We start from the raw sequence: 17,047 nt of genomic DNA, 5'->3' as shown, positions 1-17,047 counted from the left end.
GCAATTTCGTGGCCTGAAACACGCTGAGCATTTTCAATTTGTGTCACCATACCCCCGCCGTCGCGAAATGAATTGATGCTCCTTTCACGCAGGTGGGGTCGATTGGTCGCAGGAGAGGCTTTCGATGCGGACGATTCTGGCTGGCTTGGCTCTTGCGGTTTTGGCGTTGTGCAGTGCGATTGGAAGCGCGGCCCGTGCCGCCGAGCCGTCGCCAGAGCTGATCGCCTATGGCAAGGCGCTGGTCGAGGCCGGCGGCTGCGCGGGCTGCCACACCGCTGATCCGGCAAGGCCCTTCGCGGGCGGCAAGCGCATCGACACCCCCTTCGGCGCGATCTATGCGCCGAACCTGACGCCGGACCGCGATGCCGGGATCGGCGCCTGGACGGATGCCGACTTCACCCGCGCCATGCGCTATGGCATCGCGCCGGATGGATCGAACTATTATCCGGCCTTCCCCTACCCTTACTTCACGCGGATGACCAAGGACGACACGCTGGCGGTCCGCGCCTATCTCGGCACGCTCGCACCGGTGGCGAGCGGCAACAAGCCACCGGAGCTGCGCTGGCCGTTCGGCTACCGCGGCCTGATGCGGATCTGGAACGCCATTTATTTCAAGCCCGGTCTGTTCGAGCCGGATCAGAGCCAGAGCGCGGCGTGGAACAGAGGCGGCTATCTCGTCACCGGTCTCGGCCATTGCGGCGCATGCCATACGCCGAAGAACTATTTTGGCGCCGACAAGCAGGCCCAGGCGCTCTCGGGCAACGAGGTCGGCGGCTGGTACGCGCCAAGGCTCGATGGCGCTGCGCGCACCGGGCTGAAATCCTGGAGCGAAGCTGATATCGCGGAGTATCTGCAAAGCGGACGCAACGCGAAAAGCCATGCCGGCGGCCCGATGGCCGAGGTGATCGTCAATTCCACGGCGAAGATGAGCGATGCCGATATTCGTGCGATCGCGCTGTATCTGAAAAGCCTGCCGCCGGCGCGACGCGAGACGATCGTGACGCCGCCGGACGAAGCCGAGATGAAGGCCGGCCAGGCGGTCTACGCAAAGCTCTGCATCGCCTGCCACGAGGCCGACGGCACGGGCAGCCCGCGAATCTATCCGCCGCTGCCGGGCAATGCGCTGCTGCAATCGATCAATCCGTCCTCGACCCTGCGCATCATCCTCGACGGCGCCCACACCGTGACGACGCCGCGTGCGCCGAACACCGGCGAGATGCCGGGCTATGCCAATCTGTCCAACGGCGAGATCGCCGCGGTGGCGAACTACATCCGCAATTCCTGGGGCAATGCCGCGCCGCTGGTGACGCCGTCGCAGGTAGCGAAGGCAAGGAAGGAGGAGTAGCTCGCCGCTGCCGCCCCGACGACATGGATGGAGCTACCGCTCCTCGTTGTCCGTGAACACGAACTTCGGCATCTCCCATTTGTAGCGCACCGCGAGCAGGCGGAAGCTGATGCCGAGGACGAAGGTCAGGATGGTCCAGAGCTCCGCGTTGAGCTGCAGGCCGAACGCGGTCGCATAGAACAGCCCCGTCACCACCGAGACGCTGGCGTAGAGCTCGGAGCGAAACAGCAGCGGCACGTCGTTGCAGAGCACGTCGCGGAGCACGCCGCCGGCGCAGCCCGTCACCATGCCGGAGACGATGACGATGGGCAGCGTCGCATCCATCTGCCAGGCAACGTCGCAGCCCGCCATGGTGAAGATCACGAGACCGATCGCGTCGAGCACGATGAAGGCGACCTTCAGCCGGTGCACGAGACGCGCGATCAGAATGGTGACGAAGGCGGCGCCGCCGGCGAGCGCGAGATAAATGGGGTTGGCGACCCAGGCCAGCGGATAATGTCCGAGGAAGAGATCGCGCAGCGTGCCGCCGCCAAGCGCGGTGATGCAGCCGAGGAAGCAGACGCCTAACCAATCCATGCTGCGACGCCCGGCAGCGAGCGCAGCCGTCATGCCCTGTGCGGCCACCGCAACCAGCAACAGGAAATGCAGCACGGTATCGGTCGGCGGCAGGCTCCACATCGCCCTGTTCCCCTCCTCGCAATGGAACTCACGCGCGGGATTCCCGACGGAACAGGTTCCCGATTCCCGAGAGTAGAGCAACATACGACGAAAGCATTGGGTGGCGCGGAACAGAAGCTCGCAGCTGAGGGTTGTCCCGAAGTCATAACCCGAGGAGAACCAATCGATGGCTGACGACCGTTTTCCCAACGATCCGTACCGCCCGAACCTCGCCGACGATGAGTATTCTCGCGCGGTGCGCCGGGATGCCGACCTGCAGGCCGATCCCGAGCTCGGCGAAGGCCCTGCCTCCAGCGGCAAGATCGCGCTGTTTGCGGTGGCGGTCGCCCTGGTGCTGGGCGCCGTGTTCTACGGCTTGAACAACACCACCACCAACAACCAGGCGGGCAATACCCCGTCAACGCAGACTGCGCAGCAGGCGCCGTCCGCCAATCCGGCCGCCCCTCCCGGCATGCGTGACGTGACGCCGCGGAGCAACACCGAGCCGGGCGTGACCACGGGTGCTGCGCCGAGCAAGCCCGCCCCGGATACGCAGACTCCGTCTGACGGCGCGAAGTAGCAGCCGCAAGCTGGAGCGGCGGGACCTCACATCCCGCCGCTTTTCGTTTTCGTAGCTATGCGCTTGCCTAAAGCGCGATGAGATTTGGATGAATCGTCATCGCGCTTTAGCTTGTTGTTTACGCATGATCTTTCCGGAAAACCGCTTCGCACTTTTCCGGATCATGCTTTAGCTGAACATCTTGTTGAGCTCACCGCCGGGATAGCCGCTGCCGAGCTCTGCGAACGTGCCCTTCTCCGCCATCTCCTTTGCCGCGCGCATGAAGCCGCCCCAGGCAGCGCGGGCGAGCGAGCCGCCGACGCTGATGCGCCGGACGCCGAGATCTCCGGCCTCCCGCAGCGACAGGCCGGACGCGCCGATCAGAAGGTTGAACGGCTTTGGATGCACCGCCTTCACCACCGCGACGATGTCCTCGCGGCTCTTCAGGCCCGGCGCGTACAGACAGTCAGCGCCGGCATCGGCATAAGCGGTCAGGCGGTCGATGACGAGCTTGAGATCGGTCACGCCCCAGAGATAGGCTTCGCAGCGGCCGACCAGCAGCGTGCCGCTGTCACCGATCGCCTCGCGCAAGGCCTTGATGCGCTCGACCGCGAGCGCGCGATCATAGAGCGGCTTGTCCTTGTCGCCGGTGGAATCCTCGATCGACAGGCCCGCGACGCCGGTGCGCACACAGCGCTCGACATTGTCGGCAACCTTATCCGGCTCGACCGCAAAGCCGCCCTCGAAATCGGCGTTCACGGGGATGTCGACGGCCGAACTCAATGCTGCCAGATGCTGACAGACGTCCTCGACGCTGACGTGATTGTCCGCCTTGCCGATGGTCCAGGCAAAGCCCGCGCTCGATGACGCAATCGCCTTGAAACCGAGATGCTGCAACGCTTTCGCGCTGCCGACATCGACCGGATTGGGCAAAATGAAGCAGCCGCTCTCGTGCATCTTCCTGAACGTCGCGCGCTTGTCAGCGGTCGTCACATGCATGTTTCTCTCCCTTGTTGGCCGCGCAGACATAGGCGCGCGGTTTCAAGTCCGCTAGTGCGCATCGTGCACGGCGCGGCTGTCCTTCGGGGCCTGCTCGCGGTCGGTCATGCTGTAGTCTCGGATCACGCTGGCGATGCGCAAATGATAATCCGCGAAGATTTGCGCGCGGCCTTTTGCCTGGGTGCGGCGGTGCTCCATGGTGTTGCGCCAGGCCGCCACCGCTGCCTCGTCCCGCCAGAACGACACCGACAAGATCTTGCCCTTCTCGGTCAGGCTCTCGAAGCGCTCGACCGAAATGAAGCCGTCGATGGTCTGCAGCAGCGGCTTCAGATCGGCCGCCAGGTCGAAATAGTCCTGGCGGTGTTCCGGCTTGGGCCAGACCTCGAAGATTACGGCGATCATGGGCGTCTCCTGCTGTTGGTCGGCTACAATACCACCTTGCGCAGGAAGGTGCGCTCTTCGGCGAGGATGAATTTGTTCTCCTCGGCGAAATGGAAGTTCGCCATGCCCTCGGCGTCCTGTCGCAGCCGCGCGCGATAGGCTTCATAGGCGGCCAGGCTCTCGAAGGTGATCAGCGCGAAGGCGATGTTGTTGGTGCCCTCATGGGGCATGAAATAGCCGATCAGGTCACCGCCGCATTTCGGGATGATGGTGAGCCAGCGCTTCGCATATTCCTCGAACTGCGAGCGCTTGAAGGGATCGAGCTGGTAACGGATGAAGACGGTGACGGGCATGCGGGATCTCCTCTGTTTCCACATCGTCATTGCGAGCGCAGCGAAGCAAATCCAGGAATCCCTCCGCGGAAAGGGTTCTGGATTGCTCACATGGGGATTTGGTGTGTCAAGGCGGTTTGTTCAGCTCTTTGTTCGATTGCAGGCCAGCTCTTCGTCCCGACCGTGGAGCACGTAGGATGGCGCGCGCAGATCGAGTCAAGGTCGGCCCGTAGGGCCGTCGCGAAGCGACTTGGCCTTGACTCGAGCGAGCACGCCATCAGGCTTTGGCAGTCGGGGCAGCGGGCGGATAACTCCTTTTCGTCAGGCGATCCAAGGGTCGAGCCGGTTTTTGCAATCTGGTTTGCTTGCCAGATCAAACTCACATTCGGTCGCCGCGCGGCGGCGGCTGCACCAACATTCCGCTTGCGGCGGGCAGGCTCGAGAGGACGAGACCATTCTTCGTTACGGCGTTTGAAGCCATGCAATCCATCGGTTCGTCCACCCGGATCGGCCGAGGCTGATCAATCTCGGCGGATTGGCTTTGAGGCTGAGGAGCGTGGTGTCAGGCGGCGGCCTTTATCTCGGCTCCCTCGATCACCACGCCCGCGGTCACGTACTTCCAGAGGGCCACGAGCAGCTTGCGCGCGAGCGCCACGATCGCGCGCTTGCGGCCGCGTTGGCTGTGCACCTTGAACCACTGGGTCAAAGCCGATTGAGGCTGGTGGCGTACCCAGAGCCAGGCGAGCTGGATCATCGTGGTTCTCAGGCGCGGATTGCCAGCCTTCGACACGCCTTGCTCGCGCTCGATGCCGCCACTGCGCCATGGCGTGGCTGCAAGGCCGGCATAGGATGCAATCTGGCGGCGGTTGGCGAACTGCCGGTAAAGGCCTCCGACCAGAGAACGGCCGTGAAGTTCGGGCCCAGGCTCTTCAGTTCGAGCAGCATTGCCACCGGGTTCGATACGGTCTTCTCCCCGCCGCCTTGCTCGCGGCCAGCAACGCATCCTGCTCGCGCTCCACCGCCGTGATCTGGTCGAGCAGCAGTTCGAGCCGGTCGAGTTCGCGGCTGATCTGCGCCTTCAGATGCGCCAGCAAGGCGCGCCCGTCGCCCGTCCGCAAGGCCTCCAGCCGCTTCCGCCGGTCTCGCCGCAGCGGCGCGTAGTCGAAGATCCCTTGCGCGAACAGAAGACCCTTGATCCGGTTCACATGCTCGATCCGCTCCGCGATCAAGGTCTCTCGCTCGCGGCACAGCCTACGGCGGTCCTCCTCTGCCGGAGAGGGCGCAACGACCATGGCGCAGACCCGTACCTCGCCGCGCTTGTAGGCCAGCAGCGTCCGCAACAGCGTCTCGCCATCCAGCCGGTCCGTCTTGGCCCGCCGGCGCCGGCGCGGCGTCGCAATCGAGGCCGGATCGACTACGTGGCTCTCGATGCCTTCCTGCTGCAGGGCGCGGTGAAGCCAGAACCCGTCCAGCCCCGCCTCCTGGATCGTGATGAGCGGATAGCTCTCACCCGTTCGCGCCTGCGCCTTGCGCTTCAGCTCCGCAAACAGCTTCAACAGTTCCGAAAGCTCGCCGGCCTTCATGCTGCGTTTGGACATCTTCTCGCCCTTGCAGGGCGACAGCGAAGTGACCAGCCATGTCGAACGGCTCAGTTCCAATGACACAAAAATTGCGCCAAACTGCGTGCGGATAGCGGCCAGTCCGTCGGAAGGATGATCGAGCAACATCGTCGTCTCCAGGTTGAATGGATTCAGCAACCCTCAGTCTGGCCTCAGACCTGGTCGCTATCCACTCCCCATGGAATCTTCGTCGCAAGAGCTCCTCGCAATGACGACTTGGTGAGAGGCTACGCCCTTGCCTGACCACAATGCTTCGGCTACCATCGAAGCATGAAATCAGGCCCCGACATCGCCATGGTCGCCTCCCTGGTCGGCGACCCCGCCCGCGCCAATATGCTCACCGCGCTGATGAATGGCCGCGCGCTCACTGCCAGCGAGCTGGCACAGGAGGCCGGCATCACACCGCAGACCGCGAGCTCGCATCTCTCGAAGCTCGAGGCCGGCGGCCTCGTCGAGCCGGAGAAGCAGGGCCGGCACCGCTATTATCGCCTCACCGACGACGACGTCGCCGGGGTGCTCGAGGGACTTGCCGGCCTCGCCGCGCGGACCGGCCACATGCGCGTGCGCACCGGACCGAAGGATCCTGCGCTGCGTCGCGCGCGGATCTGCTACGACCACCTCGCCGGCGATCTCGGCGTGCAGATGCTGGACTCCCTGCGCCAGCGGCAGCTGGTCAGGCAGAGGAAACAGGACATCGAACTCACGACTGAGGGCGAGCGCTTCCTTGCCAAACATCTGCAGATCTCACCCGACATGCTCAGCCACCCACGCCGCCCGGTGTGCAAGGCCTGCCTCGACTGGAGCGAGCGGCGTCACCATCTCGCCGGGACGCTGGGCGCGGCCCTGATGCAGCGCTTCGCCGAGCTGAAATGGGCCTGCCGCGATGCCACGCCCGGCAGCCGCGTGGTGAATTTCACCCGCACCGGCGAGAAGCAGTTCGCCGCGTTGTTCGGGAATGGGAAGGACTGATCACGCACTCCACCTGTGATCGCACATTTGCGTGTGATTGGATGATCTCGTTATGGCCCGGCTTGACCCGGCCATCCACGTCTTTATGGCCACCGTCATTCCGGGATGGTCCGAAGGACCAGACCCGGAATCTCGAGGTTCTCAGGTGCGCAATTGCGCACCTGAGTTCGCTGCTTCGCATCGCCCCGGAACGACGTTGCCAAACACGGGATTTCGAATGAACCGCCTCCTCCCAGCCGCGCTCGCTGCCGCCCTCGTTACAATCCCACCCCCAACACACGCCGCCGATACCGCGCCGCGCGAACCCTATGGCATCGCGCTCGAAGGCTTTGCCTATCCCTACCCCGTGCACCTCTTGCCTGTCGTCAACGACGGCGAGCAGCTCAGCATGGCCTATATGGACGTGGCGGCCGCCCAGCCGAACGGCCGCACTGTCGTGCTGCTGCATGGGCGCAATTTTCCGTCGAGCTATTGGGCACCCGTGATCAGGATGCTGAGCGAGGCCGGCTTTCGTGTCGTGGTGCCGGACCAGGTCGGCTTCGGCAAATCCTCCAAGCCGCAGAGCGAGCTGCATTTCGACAATCTGGCGCGCAACACCATTTCGCTGCTCGACCATCTCAAGATCGACAAGGCCGAGATCGTCGCGCATTCGCTCGGCGGCATGCTGGGCGTGCGCATCGCCCGCGCCTATCCGGATCGCCTCGCCCATCTGGTGCTGACCGCGCCGATTGGCCTCGAGGACTACCGCCTCTACGTGCCGCCGACGCCGACCGAAAAGATGATGGAGACCGAGGACAAGCTCACCGCCGACGGCTATCGCAAGCAGCTCCAGACCAATTACGCGATCAAGCTGCCGCCTGAGGCGATCACGCCGTTCATCGATGCCCGCTTCAACATCAAGGGCAGTCCCGATTATCCGCGCTGGCTGCGCGCCTTCGTCTCGTCCGGCCAGATGATTTATCGAGAGCCGGTGGCGCACGAGATCCCGCTCATCGCGTTGCCGACGCTGTTCATCATGGGGGCCGACGATCACAACGCGCCGGGCCGACCACTCGCGCCGGAGGCGCTGCGGGCCAAGATGGGGCAGAACGCCGAACTGGCGAAGGCGCTGGCGGCGAAGATGCCGAATGCGCGGGCCGAAGTCATTCCCGACACCGGCCATCTCGTCTTCCTGGAGGCGCCGGAGACGTACAGGGAGGTGGTGCTGGGCTTTCTCGGCCGCTAGCGCCACATGCGTATCGTCTGAGGCAGGATGCGTGGAACGTTCATGCCGCATTCAGATCGTGATTGGCAGGCTTGGCTCGCGACGTGTTGGCAGGTCCCTGATTTAACGTGTCGAATCGTGTCTCTTGATTCATCCTGCGCTGCAAGCGCCCCTAAGCCTGACCTCAAGGACAAGAAGGAAGATCCAATGAAATACCTGTTTGCGGCCGTCATGCTCGCCAGTGCGGTCGTCGGTTTCAGCGAGGCGGCCAGCGCCGCCGGCGGTTGCGGCCCGGGCTGGTATCGCGGCCCCTATGGCGGCGGCTGCCGTCCGATGCGCGGCGCGGTCGTCGTTCGCCCCGCCCCCGTGGTGGTCGCCCCGGCGCCGGTCGTCGTTGTGCCTCGCGCGCGCGTGTGCCCCTACGGCTTCCGCTGGTACGCCGGCCGCTGCCGCCCGATCTGATCTCGTCCATTTGCGTTGCGGAGTGGCCGCGCGGCGAAAGCTTGCGCGGCCATTTCCTTTAGATTGCTCCCGACGATTCCATCCGCCGTGGAACTGGAGCGCCTTGGAACCAAAACGGGGATCGCCAGCTGCGATCCCCGTTCAATTTCCGCCGTGGGGCGAACTTACCAGTAGTGGCGGCGGTGCCAGCGCCGGTGATGCCGGCGCCAATGACGGCGGCGCCAGCCCCAATGGTGGCCGCGCCCATGCCAGTGCACCTGCTCAGGCGTCAGCTTGGCGGCTTCCTCGCTGGTCGTGACGGCAGGATGAACGTCGGGACTGCCTTGCGGCGTGCGGGCGGCATTACCAAGCGGCTGCGGTGACAACGGCGCGGCCTGCGCGGCGGTCGCGGCGAAGGCGGCGGCGCCCGCCGTCATCCCCAATGCAAGTTTCAAAAAGTTCCGGCGCTCCATGACTTCTTCCTCTTGGATCATCGTAAGAGTGATGCACAAGGAGTGTCGCGATGACGACATGAACCGAAGCTGAATCGCATATTCAGATTCACGATGAAGCCGAGAGGCGAAGCGCCCGGATTACGCTTGCGCCTCATCCGGGCTACAGGATCTCGTCGCGAACTCCTGCGCCAGCACCAACGTCTCGCGCGAGCGCTTCACGTCGGGCCAGTCGCGGTTGAAGTCGGCAACGAGCCTTTGTAGCGCATCACCTTGCAGCATCGCATTCAGCTTGGCCTCGTCATCGAACTGATACATCGCCTGGTGCAGGGAAGGATCGTCCAGGCTCCAGAAGCGCCAGGCCTTGGCTATGCCGAACGCCTTCGCTGCATCGGGCAGATGTTCCGTCTCGTACCATCGGTCGAAGGCGGCGCGCTTGTCGGGATCGGTGATGATGGCGCGGACGATGAAGAACGCTGACGGCATCGGGTTTCCTCCCATTGTTTGCGGCGAGACTAGCCGCTTCGGCCGCCGGGTACAAAAAAAGCTGGCGCCCATGTCGGAACGCGTGTTCTTCGTACGACCTTGCTTCGAACTACGACATGGAGATGCGGCATGGCCGACCTCACGCTGACCACCTTCGACTGGGTTCCCGAGATGCCCAGGGGTTTCGTGCGCGACCTCCGCGTGCGCTGGGCACTGGAAGAAGCCGCCCTGCCCTATCGCGTCGCCAGCGTGCCGTTCGGCGATCGCGGCGCGGCGCATCTTTCGCACCAGCCCTTCGGCCAGGTACCGTGGCTGACCGACGGCGACCTCTCGATCTTCGAGAGTGGCGCGATCCTGCTGCATCTCGGCGAACTCAGCGAGACGTTGCTGCCAGCAGATCCGCGCGGCCGCAACGAGGCGACGAAGTGGGTGTTCGCGGCGCTCAATTCAGTGGAGATGCCCAGCCTGCCCTGGACCATGTACAAATTCATGGGCATTGACGACGGTTCGCCTGCCGTGAAGTTCGTAGACGACTTCTTAAAGCTCCGCCTCAAGCACCTCGAGCCGGTGCTGGCTGCCCGCGAATGGCTGGCGGGCCCCTTCTCCATCGCCGACATCCTGATGGCAGACGTGCTCCGGGTGGTCGATCGCTTTGAGGGACTGGCGAACAGCCCAGCCTGCCGCGCCTACGTGACGCGCGCCACGGCGCGGCCGGCGTTCGTCAAGGCGCGCGCCGACCAGATCGCTCATTTCGCGGCGGCGGATAAGGCGCGAGGCTCGTGAAGGCGCCTCACACCAGCTTGAGCGGCGTATCGGCGACCACACGAAGATCGATGCTGCCGATCAACGCTGAACGCCGCGCCTCGGCGGCACCGATGGCGTCTTCCGTCTGCCGCAACGTGCTGATGTTCGAGCCGAGCGAGACGATCCCACCAAGAACCAACGCGATCGAGCCGAGCGCCGCGGTCTGACCGAAGCCAAACAGGCCGAGGATCGTAACGAGCAGCAGCGCCGCCCCGCCACCGATGGCAATCTTGGACGCCAGGATGTATTTGCGGCACCGGTCGGCGATCTCGGCGAGCGCCTCGATCCGATCTTCGATCTGTGAAATTTCATCGGTCAGATCGTCTTCGGTCATTGGATTTCAAGATTAGGAGCTCGATTGCGGATGGAGCGTCGTCGCTAGGTCATTCTCAGCCAGGCAGCTTGCCCCCAACCGTCCATTCGAGGCACCATGCGGTTTTGTACATAAAAGCGCCTGTGACCTCCTCACAACGGCAAATTGTCGTGCTTCTTCGCCGGCATTTCCGTTTTCTTGTCCTTCAGCATCGCCAATGCCCTTGCGATCCGCTTCCTCGTCGAGTGCGGCATGATGACGTCGTCGATGTAGCCGCGCTCGGCCGCGATGAACGGCGACAGGAAGCGGTCCTCGTATTCCTTGGTTCTTGCGGCAATCTTGTCGGGATCGCCGAGGTCGCTGCGAAAGATGATCTCGACCGCGCCCTTGGCGCCCATCACCGCGATCTGGGCGGTCGGCCAGGCGTAGTTCATGTCGGCGCCGATCTCCTTGGAGGCCATGACGTCGAAGGCGCCGCCATAGGCCTTGCGGGTGATGATGGTGACCAGCGGCACGGTGCACTGCGAGTACGCGAACAAGAGCTTGGCGCCATGCTTGATCAGGCCGCCATATTCTTGGCTCGTGCCCGGCAGGAAGCCCGGCACGTCGACGAAGGTGACGATCGGGATGTTGAAGGCATCGCAGAAGCGGACGAAGCGCGCGGCTTTCCGCGAGGCGTCGCTGTCGAGCACGCCGGCCAGCACCATCGGCTGGTTGGCGACGAAGCCGACGGTGCGCCCCGCAATGCGGCCGAAGCCGGTGACGATGTTCTTGGCGAAGGCTTCCGCGATCTCGAAGAAATCGCCCTCGTCCACGACCTTCAGGATCAGCTCCTTCATGTCGTAAGGCTTGTTCGGATTATCGGGAATCAGCGTGTCCAAGGACATGTCGACCCGCTCGATGGAGTCGAAGCTCGGCCATTCCGGCACGCCGTCGGTGTTGTTGGACGGCAGGAAATCGATCAGGCGCCGCATCTGCAGCAGCGTCTCGACGTCATTCTCGAAGGCGCCGTCCGCGATCGAGGAGCGCGTGGCGTGCACCGAGGCGCCGCCGAGCTCTTCGGCGGTGACGACCTCATTGGTCACGGTCTTCACCACGTCGGGGCCGGTGACGAACATGTAAGAGGTGTTCTTCACCATGAAGATGAAGTCGGTCATCGCCGGCGAATAGACGTCGCCGCCGGCGCAGGGGCCCATGATGACGGAGATCTGCGGGATCACGCCCGAGGCCAGCACGTTGCGGCGGAACACGTAGGAATAGCCGGCGAGCGCGGCAACGCCTTCCTGGATGCGGGCGCCGCCGGCGTCATAGAGGCCGATGATGGGCGCCCTCGCCTTCATCGCCATGTCCTGGAGCTTCGTGATCTTCAGCGCGTGGGTCTCGGACAGCGAGCCGCCGAACACGGTAAAGTCCTTGGCGAAGACGAAGGTCTTGCGGCCGTTGACGGTGCCCCAGCCGGTGACGACGCCATCGCCCGGCACCTTGGTCTTCTCCATGCCGAACTCGGTGGAGCGGTGCTCGACGAACATGTCGAACTCCTCGAACGATCCCTTGTCGAGCAAAAGCTCGATGCGCTCGCGCGCCGTCAGCTTGCCGCGGGCGTGCTGCGCCTCGATGCGCTTCTCCCCGCCGCCGAGCTTGGCGCCGGCACGACGATCTTCAAGGGCGTCCAGAATGTGTTTCATTTGCTCCCGCCAGGTCTTAAGTGATGCGGGGTTCTAACACGGCATTTTGCGGGCCGGAAAGCCGCTTTCGCGGTCGCAGGGCTGCCCTGCCGTAGCGGGAAAGCGCAAGGAATTACAGAGTTTTGGCACGAAGAGGCGGACCATGGATGAGGGCGTAGCCGAGACCGGCACGGCGACCGGCGGCGTCAGGCTGCTCTTGCGGCTGGAGGGGCTGACGCTGTTTGCAGGCATGACCCTGCTCTACGCCGCCTGGGGCGGCTCCTGGATGCTCTACCTGCTGCTCTTCCTGGCGCCGGACTTGTGCTTCCTCGCCTACCTGTCGGACGCGAGGTTCGGCGCGATCGTCTACAACGCTGCCCACAGCTACATGGCGCCGGTTACGCTGATGACGCTGGGCTTCGGCCTTGCCTCGCCCCTCACCTTGTCCATCGCCTTGATCTGGCTCGCCCATATCGGCATCGACCGGGCGCTGGGCTATGGCCTGAAATATTCGGCCGGCTTCGGCTTCACCCATCTCGGGCGGATCGGACGGCAGGACAGGACCTGACCTCTCGGTCTTGGCGGCGGACGGGACGGCAATTTTGCCACGGCTTTCCGTTGACCGGATCAGCCGATTCAGGCTTGCTGCAACTCGCGGACAGGCGCCGAATGTAGCGTGAGCTCAGTCGGTACGGCGGCGGTCATCGCGCCCGACTGGCCCCTTTTGGCATTCACACATGTCCGCGACGGTCGTCCCCCTGCCGCCGAACAGCGCGTCCGAAACCATCGACTTCCTGCGGAGAATGGCCAGCATGGTGTCAGGGCGCAACGGCGAGAAGCTGCTGCGCGCAGCGAGCCTGATCCAATCGCTGTCACAGCGGGCAATGTCGGCGGAGCGGCTGTTTCACGAGGCGCAGCAAGAAAGCAGACGCCATGCGGAGCTGCATGAGGCCGCCGAGCTCGCCTCCGATGCCATGATCGGGCAGATCGAGACGATGCGGACGCAGCTCACGGAGGTGACCAGCGCTGCCGCCGCCGAGCGCACCGCATTCGATGACGAGCGCGGCAAGCTGCTCTGTCTGATGCAGGATGCGGAAAGCCATATCCGCAGGCTCACCGCCGAGCTGGAGGCGCTGCGCGCCTCCGTCGACGGCTTCAACGACACCGTCGTCTCCGTGCCGATCGAAGTGCTGCGGCAGGCGCGCACGCAATTCGATTACCTCTCGAACGGCTTTGCCGGCAGAGGCGATGTCATCTCGCAGGCGATGAGCGAGATCGGCGGATTTGCGATCGACCAGGCGCTGACGGCGAAGAAGACGGCCGACTCGGCCTGAGGCGGATGCGCGCGGGCCCCTCACCATGAGGAGCCAGCACGTTCCCGCAGGGCAAAAGATCTCATCAGGAAGTCCGCCCAGGCATCATTGTCCCCTTTCCCGGTCGCGAGGCCAACCCGGCAGCCTCGGCGAAACCGGCGGACCTCCAAGAACCGTTGTCCGGTTCGCGCGTTGGAACGGTCAAATCCCTACGATGGAGATCCGCAAATGACAGGATATGGTATTGCGCGGGCAGGCCTACTCATGACGGCGCTGTGCCTTCCTTGTAGGGCTGATGCAGCCCAGGCTGCGGCATCTCCGTTTGTCGCCATGGCCGGCACATGGTCGGGCGGCGGCACGCTGAGCACGACCGATGGCGGGCAAGAGCGCCTGCGCTGCCGCGCAGCCTACAACGTCGCCGCAAGCGGCACCGAGCTTCGGCTCAATCTGAGATGCGCCAGCGAAAGCTACAATTTCGATCTCACGGGCGATGTCGAATATCGCGGCGGCGCCATTTCCGGCTCATGGAGCGAAGCCACGCGCAACGCATCCGGCACGATCTCGGGGCGCGCGGTCGGAGACCATGTCGACGCAGCCGCGCGCGGCAACAACTTTTCGGCCAATCTGTCGCTGACGACGCGGGGAAGCCGCCAGAGCATCTCGATCCGCCCACAGGGCACCAATGTCACGGGAGTTTCGTTGGCGCTCAATCGGCGCTAGATCGCGCCAATCTCGGCGAGACACGCCTGCGTCAGCGGCATTCGCTCGGCGATGAGCCGCTGCTCGCGGCAATCCATGTTGAGCGCGAATACGGTGTGCGCCTCGCCCTTCTCGGCCCAGCCGACCATCCAGCCCAATGACGGCTCACCGCGCTCGGCCCCCAGCAATCCGGACTTGGCGCGGATGACGCTGTCGCCGACCTTGGTCACCGGCAGGATGTCGGCGACGAGATCCTGGCTGCGCTTGCTGATCGGCAGCGCACGGCGGCGCAGCCGATCGACGAAATCGATCTGTTCAACCGGATCGATGCGCAGAGCACCCGTGAGCCAGAACTGGTCGATGCCGCCGCCGATGTCGCGATTGCCGTAGTCGAACTCGTCGATATATTTTTGCATACGCTCCTGGCCGATGCGGCGCGCGATCTCCTGATAGACCGGCACCGCGCTGACCGCGATCGCGCTGCGCAGCGTGTGATCCTTGTTCCAGGCCTCGATCGGACGCTTGACGCCGTCCCAGGGAAATACGTCCTTGTCGGGATCGGCGACGACACCGGTCTCCAGCGCGATCAGCGAGTTCGGAATCTTGAAGGTCGAGGCCGGCAACTTGCCCTCGCCCGAGCGCTCCTTGTCGCTGGCGACGATCAGATAGTCCTCGACCTTGTAGCCGACGAAGGTGCCTGACGTACCGAGATCGGTGAAGCGTCTTGCAAGTGTGTCGCGGATTTCGTTGCGCGGCGGCGCGACATGAGCGCGCGCAGGTAGCGGCAGGATCGCGGTTGCGGCGAGGAGGCCGAGGGTGGAGCGGCGGGTGAGCAAGGGCGGTGTCCATTGAGCCATGAAAGGGACGGCTACAATGCCGCCGATATCTGGTCAAACGATGACAGCGTGCTAGCGTCCCCGGCCCGACAGCCGCAGCACGAACACCAGCACCTCGGCGACGGCTTTGTAGAGATCCGGCGGAATCTCCTCACCGAGCTCGACCTTGGACAGCGCGCCGGCCAGAATTTCGTTCTCCTCGATCGGGATGTCGTGCGCTTTGGCGATCTCGACGATCTTTTCGCCGATCGTGCCCCTGCCCTTGGCGACGACGACAGGCGCGCCAGAACCCTTCTCGTAATGCAGCGCGATCGCGAGCCTGGATGGATCGCTCATGTCGCTCGATCCAGGAAGTGGCCGGCGCGGGCCGGCGCCGGTTGCGGCGGCGCGCCGTCGCGGACCACGATATCACCGGGGTTGAGCTCGGCCCTCGTCAATGCCCGGCTGAGCTCACCGACGCCCGCACGGAGCTGCTGCGCCGTTGCCGGCCGCTCCGCCCACATCCGCACGAAGGTCTTGTCGCCGTTCAGCGTGATCAGCGCATGCACGGGCCCCGCCGGCTCGACATTAAGCGAAAAGCGCGCGCGCCAGGCGCGCTTGGCGGGATCGGCGGGCTCGTTGCCCCCATCGCGCGAGATCTCGAACTGCGCCATCGCGGTGCCCTGCGGGGTTGCGAAGGGAATCTCGAAATTCCACTGCGGCACGGCCGGATCGATGCGATGCCCGCTGGCATCGGTGCGATCGGGAAGCGAGGCAACTTGCAACAGCGTCTGCCGCGCGATCGCGGCATCGGTATCGTCGAGCAGGCGATGCACGATGGCAGCGAGCGGCGTATCCGGCGCGAGCGATGGCGCGGCGATGGACTGCGGCGCGGGCAATGCACCGCGGAATGGCGGCGGCGGCGCGTGTGCGGCCTCGAGGATATCGCCATCCGGCACGGCCTTGTTGGCTCCCGGCGCGTTGCCGGTCAGGCGCGGCAGGTTTTGCGCAACCTCTTGCAGAAGGCTCGCGGCAAGACCTGCGGACATGGTCCGTGTCGCCGCCTGCGAAACGCCACCTGCGATGTCGGCGAGCACGGCAGCCGCGGGATTGGCGCTGCGCGGCACTTGCGGCTGTTGGGCGAGTTCGGTTGCTGGCGATGCGGCCTGCGCCGGCTCACCTGCTGCCGCCGGTGCGGCGCCGGCCTGCGGTGTCCCCGCGGCGCCAGTCGGAACCAAGGTGCCCTGCGTCGGCGGCACCGCGGTCTCAATCGTGGCCAGTGCCTGGCGCAGCACCAGCAGCGCCGCTTTCAAATCGGGCATTGTGCCAGACGACGGCGTCGCGCCCGCGGCGAGCGAAGCCTCCAGGAAAAGCCCTGATTTCTGGAAGGCCGATTCGATATCGCCGCCACCGAGGCCGGTGTCGAGCGGCGTCTGCTGCGCCAGCACGTCCAGCACCGCCTGCTTCAACCCCGGGGGCAGATGACTGCCGGTGACGACGGAGGCCAGATTGGCAAACAGCGGCGCCTGGCTGCCCTGCCTGGTGACGGCCTCGGCCGAAGCCACCGTGACGGCGACCTGCTCCGAAGGCGTCAGCGTGCTGCGTGCTGCGCCAGCCGATGGCGCAAGCGGCGGGCTCTCCACCAGCGAGGCCGCACGCGGCGTCAGCGTGACCAGGTCGGCGGACGCCTCGCCTGCCCCGCCCACGATGGCGAGGCGGATGGTACCGTCCTGCTGCGACACCGCCAGCTGGAGATTCTGCCCGGGCGACAGCGCGACTTCCGACATCACCTCGAGCGATAGATTTGCGATCGCGATCCGCACCAGATTATCGGCGAGGACGCTGACCACCCTGGCATCGACGACACTGCCGGCTTGAATGACAAGATCAGGTGTCGCCGCGTCAGCCAAGGGGCTTGCGGCGCTGACGGGAACGATGGAGGTGACCGGCGTCGGCATTTCAAGAGCCTTGGGGAGCGCCGGCTACCCTAACGCT

General features: G+C 64.7%; 20 protein-coding genes and 1 pseudogene. 9 read left to right on the top strand and 12 right to left on the bottom strand.

Annotated elements, in window-relative coordinates; translation table 11 throughout:
* The first annotated feature begins 124 nt into the window (after positions 1-124).
* Positions 125-1,345 carry a cytochrome c gene (locus P6U27_RS14665; RefSeq protein WP_122402733.1) on the top strand — a complete coding sequence of 407 codons (1,221 nt, stop codon included), beginning with the start codon at positions 125-127 and terminating at the stop codon, positions 1,343-1,345.
* A gap of 33 nt (positions 1,346-1,378) precedes the next feature.
* Here P6U27_RS14665 and P6U27_RS14660 read toward each other — a convergent pair whose 3' ends face one another.
* On the bottom strand, positions 1,379-2,023 hold the full coding sequence (locus P6U27_RS14660) for a trimeric intracellular cation channel family protein (protein WP_122402732.1): 645 nt from the start codon (positions 2,021-2,023) through the stop codon (positions 1,379-1,381).
* A 166-nt stretch (positions 2,024-2,189) separates the two neighbouring features.
* Here P6U27_RS14660 and P6U27_RS14655 point away from each other — a divergent pair, with 166 nt between their 5' ends.
* Positions 2,190-2,582, top strand: a complete 393-nt coding sequence (locus P6U27_RS14655) for a hypothetical protein (protein ID WP_122402731.1) — start codon at positions 2,190-2,192, stop codon at positions 2,580-2,582.
* Positions 2,583-2,750: 168 nt separating this feature from the next.
* Here P6U27_RS14655 and P6U27_RS14650 read toward each other — a convergent pair whose 3' ends face one another.
* The 4 genes and pseudogenes from P6U27_RS14650 to P6U27_RS14635 all read right to left on the bottom strand — a co-directional run bounded on the left by P6U27_RS14650 (position 2,751) and on the right by P6U27_RS14635 (position 6,000).
* Entirely contained in the window at positions 2,751-3,560 is an 810-nt protein-coding gene (locus P6U27_RS14650; protein WP_407194259.1) for an oxaloacetate decarboxylase, read from the bottom strand.
* Between the two features lie 51 nt (positions 3,561-3,611).
* Positions 3,612-3,962 (bottom strand): antibiotic biosynthesis monooxygenase, encoded by a 351-nt coding sequence (locus P6U27_RS14645; RefSeq protein WP_122402729.1) that lies wholly within the window; start codon positions 3,960-3,962, stop codon positions 3,612-3,614.
* A 23-nt stretch (positions 3,963-3,985) separates the two neighbouring features.
* The gene (locus P6U27_RS14640) at positions 3,986-4,294 is read right to left on the bottom strand and encodes an NIPSNAP family protein (RefSeq protein ID WP_122402728.1); all 309 of its coding nucleotides are present in this window, start codon (positions 4,292-4,294) and stop codon (positions 3,986-3,988) included.
* Positions 4,295-4,835: 541 nt separating this feature from the next.
* Positions 4,836-6,000: pseudogene (locus P6U27_RS14635) on the bottom strand (IS110 family transposase).
* Between the two features lie 162 nt (positions 6,001-6,162).
* Between P6U27_RS14635 and P6U27_RS14630 the strand changes: the two are divergent.
* The 3 genes from P6U27_RS14630 to P6U27_RS14620 all read left to right on the top strand — a co-directional run bounded on the left by P6U27_RS14630 (position 6,163) and on the right by P6U27_RS14620 (position 8,527).
* Positions 6,163-6,861: a helix-turn-helix transcriptional regulator gene (locus P6U27_RS14630; protein ID WP_122402727.1), complete on the top strand. Its 699-nt coding sequence runs from the start codon at positions 6,163-6,165 to the stop codon at positions 6,859-6,861.
* Positions 6,862-7,078: 217 nt separating this feature from the next.
* Positions 7,079-8,086 (top strand): alpha/beta fold hydrolase, encoded by a 1,008-nt coding sequence (locus tag P6U27_RS14625; RefSeq protein WP_122402726.1) that lies wholly within the window; start codon positions 7,079-7,081, stop codon positions 8,084-8,086.
* Positions 8,087-8,272: 186 nt separating this feature from the next.
* Positions 8,273-8,527, top strand: a complete 255-nt coding sequence (locus tag P6U27_RS14620; RefSeq protein ID WP_122402725.1) for a GCG_CRPN prefix-to-repeats domain-containing protein — start codon at positions 8,273-8,275, stop codon at positions 8,525-8,527.
* A 164-nt stretch (positions 8,528-8,691) separates the two neighbouring features.
* Here P6U27_RS14620 and P6U27_RS14615 read toward each other — a convergent pair whose 3' ends face one another.
* Both P6U27_RS14615 and P6U27_RS14610 read right to left on the bottom strand, forming a co-directional pair.
* The gene (locus P6U27_RS14615) at positions 8,692-8,979 is read right to left on the bottom strand and encodes a twin-arginine translocation (Tat) (protein WP_122406605.1); all 288 of its coding nucleotides are present in this window, start codon (positions 8,977-8,979) and stop codon (positions 8,692-8,694) included.
* A 120-nt stretch (positions 8,980-9,099) separates the two neighbouring features.
* Entirely contained in the window at positions 9,100-9,444 is a 345-nt protein-coding gene (locus P6U27_RS14610; RefSeq protein ID WP_122402724.1) for a hypothetical protein, read from the bottom strand.
* Positions 9,445-9,573: 129 nt separating this feature from the next.
* Between P6U27_RS14610 and P6U27_RS14605 the strand changes: the two genes are divergently transcribed.
* Positions 9,574-10,227: a glutathione S-transferase family protein gene (locus P6U27_RS14605; protein WP_122402723.1), complete on the top strand. Its 654-nt coding sequence runs from the start codon at positions 9,574-9,576 to the stop codon at positions 10,225-10,227.
* A 7-nt stretch (positions 10,228-10,234) separates the two neighbouring features.
* Here the strand turns inward: P6U27_RS14605 and P6U27_RS14600 are convergent, their stop codons facing one another.
* Both P6U27_RS14600 and P6U27_RS14595 read right to left on the bottom strand, forming a co-directional pair.
* A complete protein-coding gene (locus tag P6U27_RS14600; RefSeq protein WP_122402722.1) occupies positions 10,235-10,582 on the bottom strand; it encodes a hypothetical protein in 348 nt (115 codons plus the stop codon).
* Between the two features lie 131 nt (positions 10,583-10,713).
* Entirely contained in the window at positions 10,714-12,246 is a 1,533-nt protein-coding gene (locus P6U27_RS14595) for an acyl-CoA carboxylase subunit beta (protein ID WP_122402721.1), read from the bottom strand.
* Positions 12,247-12,388: 142 nt separating this feature from the next.
* Between P6U27_RS14595 and P6U27_RS14590 the strand changes: the two genes are divergently transcribed.
* The 3 genes from P6U27_RS14590 to P6U27_RS14580 all read left to right on the top strand — a co-directional run bounded on the left by P6U27_RS14590 (position 12,389) and on the right by P6U27_RS14580 (position 14,258).
* On the top strand, positions 12,389-12,793 hold the full coding sequence (locus P6U27_RS14590) for a DUF4260 domain-containing protein (protein ID WP_122402720.1): 405 nt from the start codon (positions 12,389-12,391) through the stop codon (positions 12,791-12,793).
* 169 nt (positions 12,794-12,962) lie between these two features.
* Positions 12,963-13,559 carry a hypothetical protein gene (locus tag P6U27_RS14585; RefSeq protein WP_129146123.1) on the top strand — a complete coding sequence of 199 codons (597 nt, stop codon included), beginning with the start codon at positions 12,963-12,965 and terminating at the stop codon, positions 13,557-13,559.
* A 309-nt stretch (positions 13,560-13,868) separates the two neighbouring features.
* Positions 13,869-14,258 (top strand): hypothetical protein, encoded by a 390-nt coding sequence (locus P6U27_RS14580; protein WP_245162850.1) that lies wholly within the window; start codon positions 13,869-13,871, stop codon positions 14,256-14,258.
* Here the strand turns inward: P6U27_RS14580 and blaOXA are convergent.
* From blaOXA to P6U27_RS14565, 3 genes are read right to left on the bottom strand one after another with little or no spacing between them, the layout of a single operon-like run.
* Complete coding sequence (blaOXA, locus tag P6U27_RS14575) at positions 14,255-15,094, bottom strand: class D beta-lactamase (protein ID WP_376707289.1); 840 nt, start codon at positions 15,092-15,094, stop codon at positions 14,255-14,257. The two genes, P6U27_RS14580 and blaOXA, sit on opposite strands and share 4 nt — an antisense overlap.
* A 51-nt stretch (positions 15,095-15,145) precedes the next feature.
* Positions 15,146-15,409 carry an EscU/YscU/HrcU family type III secretion system export apparatus switch protein gene (locus P6U27_RS14570; RefSeq protein ID WP_122402717.1) on the bottom strand — a complete coding sequence of 88 codons (264 nt, stop codon included), beginning with the start codon at positions 15,407-15,409 and terminating at the stop codon, positions 15,146-15,148.
* Positions 15,406-17,010 (bottom strand): flagellar hook-length control protein FliK, encoded by a 1,605-nt coding sequence (locus P6U27_RS14565; RefSeq protein ID WP_162500232.1) that lies wholly within the window; start codon positions 17,008-17,010, stop codon positions 15,406-15,408. Before P6U27_RS14565 ends, P6U27_RS14570 begins: the two co-directional genes overlap by 4 nt.
* Positions 17,011-17,047: the final 37 nt, after the last annotated feature.

The organism is Bradyrhizobium sp. STM 3566 (genome assembly GCF_045571445.1).
GTDB lineage: Bacteria > Pseudomonadota > Alphaproteobacteria > Rhizobiales > Xanthobacteraceae > Bradyrhizobium > Bradyrhizobium vignae.
This window is presented reverse-complemented; position numbering and strand designations above follow the sequence as displayed.

What these genes read in the sequence shown, in the direction of transcription:
- P6U27_RS14665 (WP_122402733.1), top strand. Translation starts at nt 125, where the DNA reads ATGCGGACGATTCTGGCTGGCTTGGCTCTTGCGGTTTTGGCGTTGTGC.
- P6U27_RS14660 (WP_122402732.1), bottom strand. Translation starts at nt 2,023, where the DNA reads ATGTGGAGCCTGCCGCCGACCGATACCGTGCTGCATTTCCTGTTGCTG.
- P6U27_RS14655 (WP_122402731.1), top strand. Translation starts at nt 2,190, where the DNA reads ATGGCTGACGACCGTTTTCCCAACGATCCGTACCGCCCGAACCTCGCC.
- P6U27_RS14650 (WP_407194259.1), bottom strand. Translation starts at nt 3,560, where the DNA reads ATGCATGTGACGACCGCTGACAAGCGCGCGACGTTCAGGAAGATGCAC.
- P6U27_RS14645 (WP_122402729.1), bottom strand. Translation starts at nt 3,962, where the DNA reads ATGATCGCCGTAATCTTCGAGGTCTGGCCCAAGCCGGAACACCGCCAG.
- P6U27_RS14640 (WP_122402728.1), bottom strand. Translation starts at nt 4,294, where the DNA reads ATGCCCGTCACCGTCTTCATCCGTTACCAGCTCGATCCCTTCAAGCGC.
- P6U27_RS14630 (WP_122402727.1), top strand. Translation starts at nt 6,163, where the DNA reads ATGAAATCAGGCCCCGACATCGCCATGGTCGCCTCCCTGGTCGGCGAC.
- P6U27_RS14625 (WP_122402726.1), top strand. Translation starts at nt 7,079, where the DNA reads ATGAACCGCCTCCTCCCAGCCGCGCTCGCTGCCGCCCTCGTTACAATC.
- P6U27_RS14620 (WP_122402725.1), top strand. Translation starts at nt 8,273, where the DNA reads ATGAAATACCTGTTTGCGGCCGTCATGCTCGCCAGTGCGGTCGTCGGT.
- P6U27_RS14615 (WP_122406605.1), bottom strand. Translation starts at nt 8,979, where the DNA reads ATGGAGCGCCGGAACTTTTTGAAACTTGCATTGGGGATGACGGCGGGC.
- P6U27_RS14610 (WP_122402724.1), bottom strand. Translation starts at nt 9,444, where the DNA reads ATGCCGTCAGCGTTCTTCATCGTCCGCGCCATCATCACCGATCCCGAC.
- P6U27_RS14605 (WP_122402723.1), top strand. Translation starts at nt 9,574, where the DNA reads ATGGCCGACCTCACGCTGACCACCTTCGACTGGGTTCCCGAGATGCCC.
- P6U27_RS14600 (WP_122402722.1), bottom strand. Translation starts at nt 10,582, where the DNA reads ATGACCGAAGACGATCTGACCGATGAAATTTCACAGATCGAAGATCGG.
- P6U27_RS14595 (WP_122402721.1), bottom strand. Translation starts at nt 12,246, where the DNA reads ATGAAACACATTCTGGACGCCCTTGAAGATCGTCGTGCCGGCGCCAAG.
- P6U27_RS14590 (WP_122402720.1), top strand. Translation starts at nt 12,389, where the DNA reads ATGGATGAGGGCGTAGCCGAGACCGGCACGGCGACCGGCGGCGTCAGG.
- P6U27_RS14585 (WP_129146123.1), top strand. Translation starts at nt 12,963, where the DNA reads ATGTCCGCGACGGTCGTCCCCCTGCCGCCGAACAGCGCGTCCGAAACC.
- P6U27_RS14580 (WP_245162850.1), top strand. Translation starts at nt 13,869, where the DNA reads ATGGCCGGCACATGGTCGGGCGGCGGCACGCTGAGCACGACCGATGGC.
- blaOXA (WP_376707289.1), bottom strand. Translation starts at nt 15,094, where the DNA reads ATGGCTCAATGGACACCGCCCTTGCTCACCCGCCGCTCCACCCTCGGC.
- P6U27_RS14570 (WP_122402717.1), bottom strand. Translation starts at nt 15,409, where the DNA reads ATGAGCGATCCATCCAGGCTCGCGATCGCGCTGCATTACGAGAAGGGT.
- P6U27_RS14565 (WP_162500232.1), bottom strand. Translation starts at nt 17,010, where the DNA reads ATGCCGACGCCGGTCACCTCCATCGTTCCCGTCAGCGCCGCAAGCCCC.